At 64.7% G+C, this 13,581-nt stretch carries 13 protein-coding genes; 8 read left to right on the top strand and 5 right to left on the bottom strand.

Annotated elements, in window-relative coordinates:
• Positions 1–38: 38 nt before the first annotated feature.
• Positions 39–1,196 (bottom strand): tetratricopeptide repeat protein, encoded by a 1,158-nt coding sequence (locus tag GGD62_RS03940; RefSeq protein ID WP_183707157.1) that lies wholly within the window; start codon positions 1,194–1,196, stop codon positions 39–41.
• Positions 1,197–1,321: 125 nt separating this feature from the next.
• On the opposite strand from GGD62_RS03940, the gene GGD62_RS03935 reads away from it, so the two are divergent.
• The 3 genes from GGD62_RS03935 (at position 1,322) to GGD62_RS03925 (ending at position 3,231) form a co-directional block, all read left to right on the top strand.
• The gene (locus tag GGD62_RS03935) at positions 1,322–2,269 is read left to right on the top strand and encodes a hypothetical protein (RefSeq protein ID WP_183707155.1); all 948 of its coding nucleotides are present in this window, start codon (positions 1,322–1,324) and stop codon (positions 2,267–2,269) included.
• A 178-nt stretch (positions 2,270–2,447) separates the two neighbouring features.
• Positions 2,448–2,879 (top strand): MerR family transcriptional regulator, encoded by a 432-nt coding sequence (locus GGD62_RS03930; protein WP_091963536.1) that lies wholly within the window; start codon positions 2,448–2,450, stop codon positions 2,877–2,879.
• Positions 2,812–3,231 (top strand): carboxymuconolactone decarboxylase family protein, encoded by a 420-nt coding sequence (locus tag GGD62_RS03925; protein WP_183707153.1) that lies wholly within the window; start codon positions 2,812–2,814, stop codon positions 3,229–3,231. The genes GGD62_RS03930 and GGD62_RS03925 overlap by 68 nt, the downstream gene beginning before the upstream one ends.
• Positions 3,232–3,369: 138 nt before the next feature.
• Here the strand turns inward: GGD62_RS03925 and rimO are convergent, their stop codons facing one another.
• Complete coding sequence (gene rimO, locus GGD62_RS03920; RefSeq protein WP_183707151.1) at positions 3,370–4,695, bottom strand: 30S ribosomal protein S12 methylthiotransferase RimO; 1,326 nt, start codon at positions 4,693–4,695, stop codon at positions 3,370–3,372.
• Between the two features lie 111 nt (positions 4,696–4,806).
• Between rimO and GGD62_RS03915 the strand changes: the two genes are divergently transcribed.
• The 5 genes from GGD62_RS03915 to GGD62_RS03895 all read left to right on the top strand — a co-directional run bounded on the left by GGD62_RS03915 (position 4,807) and on the right by GGD62_RS03895 (position 10,650).
• Positions 4,807–5,397 (top strand): ANTAR domain-containing response regulator, encoded by a 591-nt coding sequence (locus GGD62_RS03915; RefSeq protein ID WP_008564898.1) that lies wholly within the window; start codon positions 4,807–4,809, stop codon positions 5,395–5,397.
• A complete protein-coding gene (locus GGD62_RS03910) occupies positions 5,394–6,557 on the top strand; it encodes a CmpA/NrtA family ABC transporter substrate-binding protein (protein ID WP_092258031.1) in 1,164 nt (387 codons plus the stop codon). The genes GGD62_RS03915 and GGD62_RS03910 overlap by 4 nt, the downstream gene beginning before the upstream one ends.
• 337 nt (positions 6,558–6,894) lie before the next feature.
• Positions 6,895–8,682 (top strand): NirA family protein, encoded by a 1,788-nt coding sequence (locus tag GGD62_RS03905; RefSeq protein WP_183707150.1) that lies wholly within the window; start codon positions 6,895–6,897, stop codon positions 8,680–8,682.
• On the top strand, positions 8,679–10,292 hold the full coding sequence (locus tag GGD62_RS03900) for a sulfite reductase subunit alpha (RefSeq protein ID WP_183234311.1): 1,614 nt from the start codon (positions 8,679–8,681) through the stop codon (positions 10,290–10,292). Before GGD62_RS03905 ends, GGD62_RS03900 begins: the two co-directional genes overlap by 4 nt.
• 205 nt (positions 10,293–10,497) lie before the next feature.
• Positions 10,498–10,650, top strand: a complete 153-nt coding sequence (locus tag GGD62_RS03895; RefSeq protein WP_165637618.1) for a hypothetical protein — start codon at positions 10,498–10,500, stop codon at positions 10,648–10,650.
• A gap of 127 nt (positions 10,651–10,777) precedes the next feature.
• Here GGD62_RS03895 and GGD62_RS03890 read toward each other — a convergent pair whose 3' ends face one another.
• From GGD62_RS03890 to pxpB, 3 genes are read right to left on the bottom strand one after another with little or no spacing between them, the layout of a single operon-like run.
• Positions 10,778–11,548, bottom strand: a complete 771-nt coding sequence (locus tag GGD62_RS03890) for a LamB/YcsF family protein (RefSeq protein ID WP_018317990.1) — start codon at positions 11,546–11,548, stop codon at positions 10,778–10,780.
• A 32-nt stretch (positions 11,549–11,580) separates the two neighbouring features.
• A complete protein-coding gene (locus GGD62_RS03885; protein ID WP_183707149.1) occupies positions 11,581–12,618 on the bottom strand; it encodes a biotin-dependent carboxyltransferase family protein in 1,038 nt (345 codons plus the stop codon).
• Positions 12,615–13,346, bottom strand: coding sequence for a 5-oxoprolinase subunit PxpB (gene pxpB / locus GGD62_RS03880; RefSeq protein WP_183707148.1), 732 nt, complete (start codon positions 13,344–13,346; stop codon positions 12,615–12,617). The genes GGD62_RS03885 and pxpB overlap by 4 nt, the downstream gene beginning before the upstream one ends.
• Between the last annotated feature and the right edge of the window lie 235 nt (positions 13,347–13,581).

Genomic DNA, 13,581 nt, shown 5'->3' with positions numbered 1-13,581 from the left:
GCGTGAATGCACTATAGTGTCACACGCCTGCGTGACGGTTACTCGACGCCGTAATGCGAGAATACATCGGCGATGCCGGCATTGATTGCCTTTGCGGCCGCGATGTCGCGCTCGGCGCCTTCACCGTCACCCTTCTTGCGCTTCGCCAATCCGCGGCCGTAGAGCGAGCCGTCGAGCCCCGGCTTGATGCTCAGCGCGGCATCGTAATCGGCAATCGCCGCGTCGAGGTTGCCGAGCTTGAGATGGGCGAGGGCGCGGCTGTCCAGCGTGTCGGCATCGTTGGGAGCCATCTTCAGCGACTGCTCGCAATCGGCCAGCGCCTCCTGCAGGCGGCCGACGATCGCGCGGGTGAAGCATCGCGAATTGAACACGTCCGCACGGCTCGCATTCGCTCTGATGGAGCGGTCGTAATCGTCGAGCGCCAGCGTGTAGTCGTGCGTATCGAAATACATGTTCGCGCGCGCATAGAAGTCGCGGTCGTTGTTCGGACTGAGATCGATCGATCTGGCGAAATCGGCCAGCGCTCGGGGACGGTCGCCGCGGTCGCGATAGACGCGGGCGCGGTTGCCGTAGGCCGGCCCGTAATTCGGGTTGAGCTTGATCGACACATCGAAGTCCGCAAGGGCGCTCGCGTCGTCGCCGTGGTTGCTGAAGGCGGTGCCGCGATTGAAATAGGCGAGCGCGAAATTCGGATCGAGCTTGATGGCCTGATCGTAGTCGGCCATCGCGCGCTCGTACGCCTTGTTGTGAATGTGGGAGTTGCCCCGGTTGTTGTAGTAGAGCGGGTCGCGGGCGTTCAGCCGGATGGCACGCGTGTAGTCGGCAATGGCGTGATCTTTCTCGCCGAGATCGTCATGGGCAATTCCCCTGTTGTACCAGAGGTCGGAATGCCCAGGATTGAGCTCGATCGCACGGTTGAAGTCCACCAGCGCACGCGCGGCGTCGCCCTTGCGCCGAAGCATCTCGCCGCGATTGGCGAGCGCATGCACATCGTTGGGATTGGCCTTGAGCACGGCCGAGCAGCCCTCGATGCGCCGTTCCTCGTGGCCCGCGTCGTCGTCCTCGTAACACCATTGGCGCAGCTGTGCGGCTGAGGGGGATCGCGCCGTAGCGGGGGTGGACAGCGCGAGCAGGGCCATCGCCATGCCAATGGTCGCCAGCTTGAACCAAATTCCTGATGTTTCGTCGTATTCCATTTGCGTACCGCATCGAAACCATTGCGCCTCTAGCGCGTTTGTGATCGAAGGACGCGACTTGGTTCGAACCGGACGCAATTCGGGCGAGACCAAGAGGGACGGGACCAACCAGACAGTTTTCAGCCTTGTCCGATACGCCTTATCCCATCGACCTCGACAGCATTCGCGGCGCATTTCCGCCGGGTATCGAAGCGCCGCCGCTGCTGGTCGACTTTGCCACCTGGCTCAAGGGGCGACCCTGGGGCAGCGTCGGCTGCTTCTCGCTGCAGGGCCAGTTCTCGGATCACGCGCCGATCACCGACGGCAGCCCCTTGCGGGACAGGTTTTCGCTGTTCATGCGGCTGCCGGACGGCTCGGCCGTCGGCGGCTGGTACGGCGCCGGTCTCGACCGCGACAATCCGCCGATCGTGGGACTGGGCTCGGAGGGCGACTACGAGCTGCTGGCGCCGAGCCTCGACGGCCTGCTCGCCAAACTGACGTCGCAACAATTCGACAATGCCTGGAGCGATCTCAAGCCGCATGACGAGGTCGAGCCGCAGACGGTCGAGCTCGCGCAATGGCTGGCCGGACGGCCGCTCGGCGAGCCGGCGACGCCCGACGACAATTCGTCGGAACTGCCTGACTTCCGCGGCTTCATGGAAAAATGGAGCCGGGATCGCGAAGATTACTGGGCCAATCACCGCCTGATGGCCGAGCTCGGCTGGCGGCTGGCCGCCCATCTGCCCAAGGGCAAGAAGCCCTGGGACCGGACGAGATTCGAGATCGCGATCGTCGGCAAGCAATACGAGGCGCGCGTGCTCTCGCACGGACCACAGCCGTTCGAGGAAGCCGCCTCGATCGAATCGCTGCTGCGCGACCTGCGCGAGGAGATGCGCCGCGCCCAGCCCGAGCTTGGCCTGTGGTACGCGATGAATTTTGGGCTCTATGCCGACGGCCGCGTCATGCCGAATTTCGAATACGATCTACGCCCGACCATCGACGGCGAGCCGGCGGTGCTCTCCGAGGCGAAAGCCGACCTCGCCCGCGCACCCCGACCTGAGCGCTGGGTGCCGAAATGGCTGGCGACCTCCTGAACCTTCGGAATTCCGCGGGGCTGCCGTGCAGCCGGGCGCGCCGAGACCTTCCGCTGTCGCGCCATCAGTGCGTTCTAGCCCTTGCTTGACCTCGCGGGGACGGCACCTTCGATCCCTCTTGACTTAGAGCGCGCTCGAAGGGGTATCTGTACGTGCGTCAGTACGAGAACGGGCACACATGAAGATCGGCGACCTTGCAAGACGAACCGGCTTGTCGACTCACACGCTGCGCTACTATGAGCGCATCGGGCTGCTTCCATACGCTGACCGGGATCGCTCCGGTCAACGTGATTTTGACGCATCAATCCTCACATGGATCGAATTCCTCGGTCGGCTCAAGACCACCGGAATGCCAATCCGGGACATGTTGCGTTACGCGGCGCTTCGTGATGACGGCGACGCCACCGGGCCAGCCCGGCGGCAGATGCTGGAAATCCATCGCGAACAGGTTCGCACGCAGATTGCTGAACTCCAGGAATGCCTGCTCGTCCTTGATACCAAGATTGCCGGCTACGCCGGCGACGAACAGAGGACGAAGGAAAATGACGCACGCCCAAACACACGCCGAAAGCCGCTTCGATCGCGGCCAGCGGGCCCTGTCACGCATTGACGGCAAGGCCGGCGAAAAGGTCGTCGCCTCACTCGCCGACATCGCTCCGGATTTCGCACGGTACGTGATCGAGTTTCCCTTCGGCGACATTTACTGCCGCCCGGATCTCGGCCTGCGCGATCGAGAGATCGCGACGATCGCCGCGCTGACGGCGCTCGGAAATGCCGCGCCTCAGCTCAAAGTGCATATCGAGGCGGGGCTGAACGTCGGGCTTTCTCGCGACGAGATCGTGGAGATCATCATGCAGATGGCCGTCTATGCGGGCTTCCCGGCGGCAGTGAACGGGCTGTTCGCAGCCAAGGAGGTGTTTTCCGCGCATGACGGACGGCAGGCGTCGGGAGACGCGACATGACGAACATCGGCGCGGTGTATCGTGCATCGCCATAGTTCAGCGCACGCAGCCTGAACGCGGGCTGGTGGAATGGCGAGGCGCGCGCCGGTCTCGCCTGCGAACGCTGGGGACCGCAATGGCTGGCGGCGTCTTGCAGTCTCAGAACCCCGAGACGCTGCCGTGCAAATCGTATTGGTCGGCGCGCTCGATCTTCGCGGTGACGATCTCGCCGACGCGCAAGGGGCGGCGGCTCGTCAGATACACCGCGCCGTCGATCTCCGGAGCATCGGCCTTGGAGCGGCCCTTGGCCACCGTCGGGCCGACCTCGTCGATGATGATCTGCTGGCGGGTGCCGACCTTGCGCTTCAGCCTGCGCGCGGAGATCTTCTGCTGCCGGGCCATCAGCGCGTTGTAGCGCTCCTGCTTGACCTCTTCCGGCACCGGGTTCTCGATCGCGTTCGACGTCGCGCCGGCAACCGGCTCGTATTTGAAGCAGCCGAGCCGATCGATCTCGGCTTCATCGAGCCAGTCGAGCAGATAGGCAAAATCGGCGTCGGTCTCACCGGGGAAGCCGACGATGAAGGTCGAGCGCAAGGCAAGATCAGGAGATTCCTCGCGCCAGCGCTTGATCCGCGCCAGCGTCTTGTCCTGTGCCGCCGGGCGCTTCATCGCCTTCAGCACCTCTGGGCTCGCATGCTGGAACGGGATGTCGAGATAGGGCAGCACTTTGCCCTCGTTCATCAGCGCGATGACCTCGTCGACATGCGGGTAGGGGTAGACATATTGCAGCCGGACCCATGCGCCGAGCTCGCCGAGCTCGCGCGCGAGGTCGAGGAATTTGGCGCGGACCTGGCGGTCCTTCCACGGGCTCTCGGCATATTTGAGATCGACGCCATAGGCCGAGGTGTCCTGCGAGATCACCAAGAGCTCCTTGACGCCGGCGCCGACCAGGCGTTCGGCCTCGCGCAGCACGTCATTGGCCGGACGCGAGACGAGGTCGCCGCGCAGCTTCGGAATGATGCAGAAGGTGCAGCGGTTGTTGCAGCCCTCGGAGATCTTCAAATAGGCGTAGTGGCGCGGCGTCAGCTTGATGCCCTGCGGCGGCACCAGGTTAAAATGCGGATTGTGAGCGGGCGGCAGCGCGCGGTGCACGGCGTCGAGCACGCTCTCGTATTGCTGCGGACCGGTGATCGAGAGCACGCCGGGATAGGCCTGCTCGATCTGCTCGGGTTCCGCGCCCATGCAACCCGTTACGATGACCTTGCCGTTCTCGGCCATGGCCTCGCCGATCGCCGACAGCGATTCCTGCTTGGCGCTGTCGAGGAAGCCGCAGGTGTTGACGATGACGATATCGGCGCCATCGTGCTTGCGGGCGAGCTCATAGCCCTCGGCGCGCAGGCGCGTGATGATGCGCTCGGAATCCACCAATGCCTTGGGACACCCGAGCGACACGAAGCTGACCTTGGGCGCAGCCGTCTGATCCATATCCAAATCTGCCTGATTGACCGGCCTGAGCTAGTCCCAATTGCCCACAATTACAACCCTTTGCAGGGCGTTCCGGCGTGCTATGGATGAATCACCTGCCGTGAGTGAGCTATGAGCGCCGAACAGTCGCCCAAAATCGTGATCGTCGACGAAAGCCCGATCCGCGCTGCGATCCTGGAGGAAGGATTGCGGGAGGCCGGATTCACGCAAGTGGTCCATATCCGCGAGATGCAGAGCCTGCTTGCCCGTATTTATGCGGTCGACCCCGATATCATCCTGATCGATCTCGAGAACCCCAGCCGCGACGTGCTGGAGGCGATGTTCCAGGTCAGCCGCGCCGTGAAGCGGCCGATCGCCATGTTCGTCGACCAGAGCGATTCAGCCTCGATCCAGGCCTCGGTCGAGGCGGGGGTATCCGCTTACATCGTCGACGGGCTGAAGAAGGAGCGCATCAAGCCGATCCTCGACCTCTGCGTGTCCCGCTTCAACGCCTTTGCCAAGCTCCAGGAGGAGCTCGAGCGCACCAAGTCGCAGCTCGAGGACCGCAAGATCATCGAACGCGCCAAGGGCATCCTGATGAAGGTGAAGGGCCTCACCGAGGACGAGGCCTACGTGCTGCTGCGCTCCACCGCCATGCGCGAGAAGAAGAAAATCGGCGAGATCGCACAGTCGATCATCACCGCGTCGGAGATGCTGAAATGACCGTTCCCCTCCGCATCGGGTTCATCCCGCTGGTCGATGCCGCAGCGCTGATCGTCGCCGTCGACAAGGGATTTGCCGCCGCCGAAGGGCTCGAGGTCGAGCTGGTGCGCGAGGTGTCGTGGTCCAACGTCCGCGACAAGCTCAATATCGGCCTGTTCGACGCCGCTCATCTGCTCGCGCCCGTGGCGATCGCATCCTCGCTCGGGCTCGGTCACGTCAAGGTGCCGATCGCCGCGCCCTTCAGTCTCGGCATCAACGGCAACGCGATTACGGTGTCGCCGGCGCTCCATGCCGCGCTGATGGAGGAGATCGACGGCGACCGTTTCGATCCGATGGCCACGGCGAAAGCGCTGGCGAAGGTGGTTGCCAAGCGGCGCAAGGCGGGTGCCGAGCCGCTGACTTTCGGCATGACCTTCCCGTTCTCGACCCACAATTATCAGCTGCGGTTCTGGATGGCGGCGGCTGGCGTCGATCCCGACGAAGACGTCCGCCTCGTGGTGCTGCCGCCGCCCTACATGGTCGACAGCCTCAAGAGCGGCCATGTCGATGCGTTCTGCGTCGGTGCGCCCTGGAATTCGATCGCCGTCGATCTCGGCATCGGTCACATCCTGCATTTCGTCTCCGACATTCTCGTGCGCGCGGCGGAGAAGGTGCTGGCGGTTCGCCAGGTCTGGGCCGACACGCATCCGGACGTCGTCGCCAGCCTGGTGCGCGCGGCGGTGAAGGGGGCCGAGTTCATCGAGCAGCCCGCGAACCTGGCTGAGGCGGCGCATATTCTGGCGCAGCCCGAGCGGATCGGCGTCGATGCCGAAGTGATCCAGCGCACCCTGACTGGGCGGCTGAAGATCTCCCCTGACGGCACGTTCCGCGAAAGCGGCCGCTATCTCCTGGTGGGGCGGGAAGAGGCGGGGCGGCCCGATCCGGTCCAGGCCGCCTGGCTCTATGCGCAGATGGTGCGTTGGGGGCAGACGGCGCTCAGTCCGGAGGGTGTCAAGACGGCGATGGCCGTTTTCAGGCCCGACCTCTACGATGCGGCCCTCGGCCGCCGGCCGCCCGAGCAGGCTCCCGCCGCGTTCGGGGCATTCGCCGGCCCGGTGTTCAATCCCGACGACATCCAGGGGCATCTTAGGGCCTTCGAGGTCGGGCGATGGAAGGCTTGATTCGAGCCTGCGTATTTTTTGGGCAGTAAGTTTCGTTGCCTAAAATTTGATCCGGCTGCCCGAATTTCGTGAAAGCTCGCCGCCCGGGAATTCCCGGGGTGGCGCCTAATCATCTGAAATAGCGATATTTTCGATTTTGGCCAAGCTGGCACGCAACTTGAATGTTGCAGTGCGGCCAGCTTGTCACAGGTGCCTGCTGAGCCGAGTCCCGCAGCAACGAAGCTGATCGGACCGTCAGGAAACGAAGCCGGCTCTTAAGAGCCAGCCCAGTTCCTCGCGGGTCGCGCCAATGTCCGTCGATGCCACCCAGGTGGCCGCAGGAGCTTCGTTACCGACCATGAAAATCGATACGCTCGCAGTCGACTTTACCGACGAGCAGAAACGCTATCTCGAAGGTTTTACGACCGGTCTGCAGATCAGCCGGGTCGGTCGCGGTCTCGGCGGCGGAGGCGGCGCCGGCAAGCCGAACGCCGAGCCTGTTGGTCCCGATGCCGTGCACATCAAGGCGCAGGACAAGGTCATCGCGTCGGGCAAGAAGCTCGCCGACCAGGAGAAGTTCAAGCGCGACGAGCATCCCTTCGATGCTTATCCGCGGCTGCGCCAGCAGGCGCTCGACAATACGCCGCCGAGCCCGGCGGACAATTTCCGCTGGCGCTATTACGGCATCTTCTATGTCGCGCCGACGCAGGACTCCTACATGAGCCGCCTGCGGATTCCGAACGGCATCATGAAGCACTGGCAGATGTCGGGCCTTGCCGATCTCGCCGACGAGCTCTGCGGTCCCTACAGCCACGTCACGACGCGCGCCAATCTCCAGCTTCGCGAGATTCCGCCGAAGAATGCCGTGAAGCTGATCGAGGGTATCCAGGACCTCGGCCTGTGTTCGCGCGGCTCCGGCGCCGACAACATCCGCAACGTCACGGGTACGCCGACGGCCGGCATCGATCCGCAGGAGATCATCGACACGCGGCCCTATGCGCGCGAATGGCACTACCACATCCTCAACGATCGCTCGCTCTACGGCTTGCCGCGCAAGTTCAACGTCGCCTTCGACGGCGCCGGCAGGATCGCGGTGCTCGAGGAGACCAACGACATCGCCTTCACGGCGTATGAGGTGAAGGACGGCTTTGGCGTCGAGCCCGGAATCTGGTTCCGCCTCGGCCTCGGCGGCATCACCGGCCACAAGGACTTTGCGAAATATTCCGGCATCATCGTCAAGCCGGAGCAGGCGACGGCTGTCGCCGATGCCATCGTGCGGGTGTTCATCGACTATGGCGATCGCACCAACCGCAACAAGGCGCGGCTGAAGTATGTGCTCGACGCCATGGGCCATGACGGCTTTCTCAAGCTCGTCGAGGAACGGCTGAAGACGCCGTTCACGCACGTGCCGGAAGAGGCGTTCGCGCCTCGGCCCGCGGCGGACCGCATGGCGCATGTCGGCGTGCACAAGCAGAAGCAGGACGACCTCAACTGGATTGGCGTCTCGCTGCCGCTCGGCAAGCTCAGCTGCGATCAGATGCGCGGTCTTGCCAAGGTCTCGCGCGACCTCGGCGACGGTGAGATCCGCCTGACGGTCTGGCAGAACCTGCTGATATCAGGGGTGCGCGACGAGAACGTCGCGCTCGCCGTCGCCGCCATCAAGCAGATCGGGCTCGCGGTCGAGGTTTCGCACATCCGCGCCGGACTGATCGCCTGCACCGGCAACGCCGGCTGCCGTTTCGCGGCGTCCAACACCAAGCGCAGCGCGGCCGAGATCGGTGATTGGTGCGAGCCGCGCGTCGCCATGGACAAGCCGGTCAACATCCATGTCACTGGCTGCCACCATTCATGCGCACAGCATTACATCAGCGATATCGGCCTGATCGGTGCGCGCGTGCCGGTGAACGAGGACGACACGGTCGAGGGCTATCACCTCTTCACGGGTGGCGGGTTCGGCCCCGACGCCGATGTCGGGCAGGAGGTCTATCACGACCTCAAGGCCGAGGACGCACCGAAGACGGTCGAAGGACTGCTCAAGGCCTATATCGCCCATCGCTCGTCACCCGATGAAACCTTCCTGTCCTTTGCGCGCCGCCATGACGGCGAAACGCTGCGCAAGCTTGCCGATGCACAGGTGTCCGCATGAACCAGATCACGCCTCCGCCGAAACTCGATATCATCCCCGCCAGCGCCCCGTTCTCCGACGCGCAGCGCTCCTGGCTGAACGGCTTCTTTGCCGGGTTGCTCTCGCCCGATGTCGCCGCGCCGCTGTCGGCGGAGCAGGGCGCCGCCGTCATGCAAGGCGCAGCCGGCGACGGTGACGACGGCGAGGCGCCCTGGCACGACCAGACCATGCCGATCGCCGACCGGATGAAGCTTGCGGAGGGCCGTCCCGTCCGCCGCAAGATGATGGCGGCGATGGCGCAGCAGGATTGCGGCCAGTGCGGCTACAATTGCCACGATTATTCGGAAGCGATCGCGGGCCGCAGCGAAGCGCGGCTCAACCTCTGTGTTCCCGGCGGCAAGGAAACCGCGCGGATGCTGAAGTCGCTGTACGAGGAGCTGGACAAGGCGCCGGCGGCCAAGGCGGCGGACAAGACGGACGCGGTGACCGCGCCGGCCGTGACCGTGACGATCGCGGAGCCGGGCCGCTCGCGCGACAACCCCGTAACCGCGACATTCCTCTCGCGCCGTCTGCTCAACAAGGGCAAGTCCGAGAAGGAAACCTATCACGTCGAGTTCGATCTCTCCGAGAGCAAGCTCGACTACGTCGTGGGCGACAGTTTTGGCGTGTTCGCGCGCAACGAGGTCGGCCTCGTCGACCAGATCATCGCGCTGCTCGGCGCCTCCCACACCACCAAGGTCAACGGCAAGACGTTGCGCGAGGTGCTGATCGACGACGTCTCGCTGTCGCCGGCACCCGACACGCTGTTCGAATTGATCTCCTTCATCACCGGCGGCGCGCAACGCGAGAAGGCGCGGGCGCTGGCGCAGGGCGAGGACCCCGACGGCGATGCCGCCACGCTCGACGTCATGGCGGCGCTGCAGAAGTTTTCGGGTACGCGGCCGCATCCGGAGGCTTTCGTCGAGGCGCTCGAGCCGCTGCAGCCGCGGCTCTATTCGATCTCGTCCTCGCACAATGCGACGCCCGGAAAGCTGTCCCTGACGGTCGATTCCGTGCGCTACGTCGTCGGCAAGCGCAAGCGTCTCGGTGTCGCCTCGACCTTCCTCGGCGAGCGCATCACAGAAGGCGAGAATCTCAAGGTCTATGTGCAGAAGGCGCACGGTTTCGGCCTGCCGCAGGACCCGAAGACGCCCGTGATCATGATCGGTCCCGGCACCGGCATCGCGCCGTTTCGCGCCTTCCTGCTCGATCGCAAGGCGACCGGCGCGCCGGGCAAGAACTGGCTGTTCTTCGGCCATCAGCGCAGCGATTGCGACTTCTTCTACCAGGAGGAGCTCAATGCGATGAAGACCTCGGGTCTGCTGACGCGCATGTCGCTGGCCTGGTCGCGCGACGGCGAGAAGAAGTTCTACGTGCAGGACCGCATGCGCGAGGTCGGCCGCGAGGTGTGGACCTGGCTCGCCGAAGGCGCGCATCTCTACATCTGCGGCGATGCCAAGCGCATGGCCAAGGATGTCGAGCGTGCGCTGGTCGACATCGTCGCCCAGTTCGGGGCCCGTTCGACCGACGAAGCTGTCAGCTTCGTCGCCGAACTCAAGAAGACCGGCCGCTTCCAGGCTGACGTGTACTAAGGCGATCGTCGGGCTACAGTCATCCGGGCCGGTTCCAATCGGCTCGGATTTGAACGAATAAGATTCTCGGAACCCGTACCTGGAGAGAATTTACATCTGCGATGCGGCCTCCTCAAAGGAGGCACATCGCTATTTCCTCCGGTATCTTGCCTCCCGCCCTGGTTGATCCCTCATAATCCCGCAAATGGGGCGTTGGAGATCGACCATGCGCGAACTATCGGCGGAAGCCAGGCTGCACTTCTACGCGCGCTCGCTCTCGCGTCGGACCGGGGCGAGCATGCATCATTTCGCGCTCTACAGTGCGTTTGCCGTGATCGCGGCGATCGTGTTCGGCACGTTGTCGATACACCCGTTCTAAGGTCTTGCTCGGTCTCGTAGGGTGGGCAAGCGAAGCGCGCCCACCGCCTGTGTCAATCATGCAGAGGTCGTGGGCACGGCGCTATGCGCCTTTGCCCACCCTACGGCACCGCGGCACCTGATGTGCCTCACGCCCCGCGCTTGAACGGCGCCACTTCGATCCCTGCATCCTTCAACGCCTGACGCAAGGTCCGCGCGATCTCGACGGCGCCGTGCGTGTCGCCATGAATGCACACCGTGTCGGTGCGCATCTTGATGACCTTGCCCGTCACCGAGACCACCGCGCCGTCCTGCACCATGCGCACCACGCGGTCGGCAATCGCCTTGGCGTCGTGCAGCACCGCGCCGGGCTTCTTGCGCGAGACGAGATTGCCGTCGTCCTCATAGGCGCGGTCGGCGAACACCTCGTGCACCATCGGCAGATTGGCGGCTTCGCCGGCCTTCACCAGCTTGGAATTGGCGAGCACGACGAAGATCAGGCTGGGATCGACCGCCCGGATGCCGGCGGCGATCGCCTTCGCCGTCATGTCGTCCTCGCAGGCGACGTTGGAGAGCGCGCCATGCGCCTTCACATGCGTGACCTTGTGGCCGGCCGCGGTCGCGATCGCCTGCAATGCGCCGATCTGGTAGGCGACGAGGTTCTCGATCTCGGACGCCTTCAGGCCCGCGATCGGATGGCGGCCGAAACCGTGCAGGTCGCGATATCCGGGATGGGCGCCGACCGAGACGCCGCGCGCCTTCGCCAATTCTACCGTCCGGCGCATGATGTCGGGGTCGCCGGCATGGAAGCCGCAGGCGACGTTGACCGAGCTTGCGAGCTCGATCATCGCGGGATCGTTGCCCATCTCCCACGCGCCAAAACCTTCGCCGAGGTCGCAATTGAGATCGATCGTCTTCATGGGTTGCTCTCCGCCTCTGGTCGTCGTGTCGTTTATGGCTCCGCCGTCACCTGCCAGGTCCCGGCGTCCACGGCGCTGACAGCATAGCCCGCGACGTTGGCATCGCTGAGCGCCTCGATGTTGAGCGCGACGGTGTCGGCAGAGCGCAGGCGATCGGGCAGGTTGCGGATCAGTTGCGCAAATTTCCTCGCCTCGTCCTGCGCCTCGGCCATGCTCACAGCCCTGAAGCGGAACGCGGTTCCGGCCGAGGTCTGGGCGAGGCGGCCGACGTCGGCGGTGATGACCGTTGCGATCTTCGGATAGCCGCCGGAGGTGCCGCGGTCCATCATCAGCGCGATCGGCGAGCCGTTGCCGGGCACCTGGATGCTGCCGTTGACCGTGCCGTCGGAGACGATGTTGTGTCCGTGCAGATGCTTGATGGCGGGGCCTTCGAGCCGGTAGCCCATGCGGTCGGAGGTCGCCGAGATCTTCCACTCGCTGCCCAGGAACAGCGCCTTGTTGGCGTCGTCGAACTCGTCGTCCTGCGGCCCCAGCACGACGCGGATCGGACCTGTCGCAGGCTTCGGCAGCTCGATGCGCAGCTCCGCCGCGCCGCTCGCGGCATCGACACTGAATTCATCGCCGGCCTGGAGCGGGCGCGGGTAGGGGCTGCCGAGGCCGGCGCGGGCATTCACCGCGAGACTGCCGAACACCATCTCGCCTTTGATGGCGCCTTCGATGGCGAGATAGGTGAACGCGCCGCCGCGGGCAAAGCCCAGCGTCAGCATCTCGCCGTCCTTCAGCGTCACCGATGTGTCCATCGCGACCGGGTTTCCGGCGACGTCCGCATTGCGCGGCGCGCCTGAAATTGCAACACGCACGGCGCCATCGCGCGCGGTGAAGGCGGCGCCGAACGGGCCGATCTCTACAGTGGCCGCGAACGGCTCGTTGCCGACCAGCGTGTTCGCCGCAGCCAGCGACAGGCGGTCCATGGCGCCGCTGACCGTCAGACCATAGCGCTGTGCGCCGTGGCGTCCGCCGTCCTGCACGGAGCTTGCCGGGCCGATGCTGGCGACGACGAGCCGGCTCATGCGTCCACCTGCTCGGCGACGATCGCGCCGGCTTCCGCAGCGCGGTCCAGCTCCTCGAAGGTCTTGTGATCGATGGAGAAGAACGTCACGCGGTCACCGGGTTCGGTGAGGAAGGTTGGATCGCGGTGGAGCTGATAGGTTCTGACAGGCGTGCGGCCGAGCAGATGCCAGCCGCTCGGGGCGGCGAGGCACTGGATCCCGGCCTGGACGCCACCGATCGAGATCGTGCCGGCGGGCGTCAGCAGCCGAGGATTTTGCCGCCGCGACATGTGCAGCGATTTGTCGAGGCCGCTCAGATAGGACCAGCCCGGCGTGAATCCGATCATGGCGACCTTGTAGTCGCCGCCCGCATGCCGGGCGACGATGTCATCAGGCGTGGTGCTCAGCGCCTTGGCGACATCCTCGAGGTCGATGCCATGCTCGCCGCCATAGGCGACGGGAACGCGCCAGCGCCGCGCCTTGGTGACCGGCGGCGGCGGCTGGATAGCGATCGGGAGCAGTTGGTCGCCCAACGCATCGAAACCGATCTTGCCGGGATCGTAGTGCACCAGCAGCGAGCGATAGGTCGGCACAGTCTCGGTGATGCCATCGATCGGGCTTGCTGCGAGCGCCTTGTCCAGCGCCAGCACGCGTTGGTTGGCATCGTCGTCGATGGTGCGGCTGAACTCGACCGTGACGGCGCTGTCGCCACTGGGCAGAAGGCGGGGCGGGGGGAGCGTCGCGGCCATTGAGCTGTCGAAGAGCTGTCGAAATCGGGCTTTTGCGGGAGCGGGCTCGACCTTGAGTTCCGCCTCACCCCTGCTTCGCGTAAATGCGCCCGCAAGTCCAATAAATTAATGCAGGAGGCCACGATAAGGCTTTGTTATCGCGTCGCATAACAGCCCACCGGCCCTGCGTTATTGATAGCCTCTTGGCCCTTGACGCAAAGCGCCCGGCTCGCAAGATGCGCTCGTTCTTTCCCGC

It is taken from the genome of Bradyrhizobium sp. ERR14, from assembly GCF_014198235.1.
In the GTDB taxonomy this organism is placed as follows: Bacteria; Pseudomonadota; Alphaproteobacteria; order Rhizobiales; family Xanthobacteraceae; genus Bradyrhizobium.
Note: the sequence above shows the minus strand (reverse complement) of the source record. Positions and strands in the feature narration are given on the sequence as shown.